This window comes from Stenotrophomonas sp. PS02297 (assembly GCF_029959705.1).
GTDB lineage: Bacteria > Pseudomonadota > Gammaproteobacteria > Xanthomonadales > Xanthomonadaceae > Stenotrophomonas > Stenotrophomonas nitritireducens.
The window spans coordinates 1-2,533 of sequence record NZ_JASCOS010000217.1 but is presented as its reverse complement, the minus strand read 5'-3'; the positions used below and the strand labels follow the sequence as shown (position 1 = coordinate 2,533).

Annotated in this window: 1 protein-coding gene; it reads right to left on the bottom strand. The window is 71.6% G+C overall.

Annotated elements, in window-relative coordinates; all coding sequences use genetic code 11:
- Positions 1–509: 509 nt before the first annotated feature.
- Positions 510–2,447, bottom strand: coding sequence for an autotransporter domain-containing protein (locus QMX80_RS18970; protein WP_282278722.1), 1,938 nt, complete (start codon positions 2,445–2,447; stop codon positions 510–512).
- Positions 2,448–2,533: the final 86 nt, after the last annotated feature.

Here is a 2,533-nt window from a genome sequence, read left to right as displayed (position 1 = left end):
GCCGAGTACTTCATGACGGTCGAATACAGGCTCTGAGCAACGGCATCGACGTGGATGCGGGCAGAACCCGCACCCGCGTCGACTCCCGCAGGAGCGCTGTCGCTCGCGACCGGGGCCCTGCCCACGGAACCGGCCCGCATAGAACATCGTTGGCGCCCAAGGCCGGCCACCGTTGTTCCTGCAGCTTTTCAATGGCCCGTGAAAAACCGTCCTGTCCCCGGGTTCTCCGGCAAGACCCCCAGCGCACACGGAAGCGCGCTTCCGCACGAGCGACGCGCGGTGGCTGGCCGGTATGCGCAGGAAAACCACGCATGCGGCAGCGATTGCCGCGAGAGCCGGTGCCGGGCGTCGAACCCGGTCGCCGAGTAGAGCGGGGCAACGCCCCGCTGGGGCATTGCCGCGCACACCCACCAGGCGTCACCCGGCACCACAGGGCACTGTCGTCCTGTAGAGCCGGGCATCGCCTCGCTGGGCATTACCGCGCCGGCAGCTCCGACGCGGTCGCCCGCTCAGGGGCGGGTATCGTCCATCGCGCTGCCCGGCGTCGCACAACGCTGGGTCGCTCCACGGCAGCGACGGCGCGCATCGCCGGTCATGTCCACGTTGAACTCGTCGCCGTTCTCGCCGTACATCGGCACGCCCGCGCCCTGCTGCCCATAGCGCACCTGCAGCCCGATGCTGTTGCTGCGCATCGCGTTGCGGCCCTGCTCGCGGCCCAGCAGCAGCGAGAACATCCAACCGCTGTCCAGCTGCAGGTCCATGCCAGCGCCCAGCGACAACGTGTCGTCGTTGTAGCTGCGCATGGCCAGCACGTAGTCGGCGTCGCGCGGGCGCTGCACGTAGTTCACCGCCACGTCGCCGCGGTTCTCCAGCGCACCGCGGTACTCGATGCGCCAGTGCGGGCGCCAGCTCAGCCGCTCGCGCTGGAAGCTCAGGCTGCCCTCCAGCCCCATCGCCAGCGCGCTGTTGTCCACCTGCTGCCGGCCATAGGCCAGGTCGTAGGCGTCCAGGCCGCGCTCGCGGTAGCCGTCCAGCGTGGCGCGATGGCCGTCGTAGCGCCCGTAGCCGGTCAGGCTCAGCCCCGACGTGCTGCGGTGCTCGTAACCGAAGGTCAGCGAGCCGAACCATTGCTGGCCGGCGCGCGTGGCATGGGCGCTGGCATTGGCCAGTTCGCTCCAGCGGGCCAGGTCGAAGTCCAGCTGGCCGTTGGCCAGCAGACCGTCCACGAACAGGTGCTCGCCCATGCGCCACAGGCCATATACCGCCAGCGAGCGCTGGTCGGCATCGACCTTGGACGGGATGTCGTCGAAGTCCGTGCCCTGCCGGCCCCAGCTGCCGGCCATGCCGAGCAGCACATGCTCGCCTACCGCACGGTCCGCGCCCAGAGTGATGCCACCGGTGTTGAAGTCGAAACCGCCACCGGCTCGGCCGTTGCGCCCGGCCTTGCCGAAGGTCGCCGTGCCGGCCAGCCACAGGCCCCAGCCTTGCGGCAGCGACGGCAGCGCCGCCTCGGCCGCACGGCCCACCGGCATCGTCAGCCCCGGTACGCCCTGGCTGCCGGCATAGGCCAACGCGAAATTGACGCTGCTGGCGTTGCGCCCCGAACGCACCTGCCGCAGGCGGTCGCGGATGTTGTCGCCCTGCACCTGGGCGAAGCGCACGCTGGCGTCCACCTGCGCCTGGATGCCGCCGCTGACCTGCGCGTCCAGCGTCGGGTCGGGACGTGCGTTGACCACCAGCGTCACCGCCACCGCGCCGGTGAGGTGGCTGGGGGTCGCCGCCTGGGTAGCGGTCAGCGTGGTGCTGCCTTCGCCCACCACGGTGACGGTGCGGCCATTGACCGTGGCCACCGCCGGATTGCTGCTGGTGAAGGTGAACGCGCCGGGGCTGTTGCTCTGCGGGAGCGGCAGCTCGAAATCGGCCTGGCCGTACATCTTCTGCAGATCGCCGATCCAGCTCAGTTCCGGTGCGGCCACTAGCTCCGTGGCGCTGTCCGCCTCGCCTTCGCCGGCCAGGTTGTAGGCGGCCACGGTGAACACATAGCTCACGCCCTCGGCCAGCCCCTGCACCAGGATCGGCGAGCCGCTGCCGGTGGCGGTGACCACGCCCGGCGTGCTCGCCGCACGCAGGCTCATCGTGCGCAGGGCCGGCGCCGCCGCGCCCTGCGGTGTGGCGGTGACCCGGTAACCGTCGATGCTCGCGCCACCGGTGAACGCCGGCGGAGTGAACGCCACGCTGACCTGCCCGGTACCCACCGGCGTCAGCGTCCGGATGTCCGGCACGCCCGGCGGTACCGGCTCGATCCGGAACGTGCGCGTGGCCGAGGCCGGGCGATGGGTGGCATCGCCGGCCTGCTCCACCACCAGGGTGCAGCTGCCGGCCCGTACGAAGGCCAGCTGGCCAGCGGCGGTCACCGTGCACACGTCCTGCGTGGACGAACTGAACACCAGCGGCAGTCCGGAGTCGGCGCGCGCCGCCCACCCCGGCCCCGGGGCGGAGCGCGGCGGGGCGCCCGCCGCGCAGGCCCCACGCG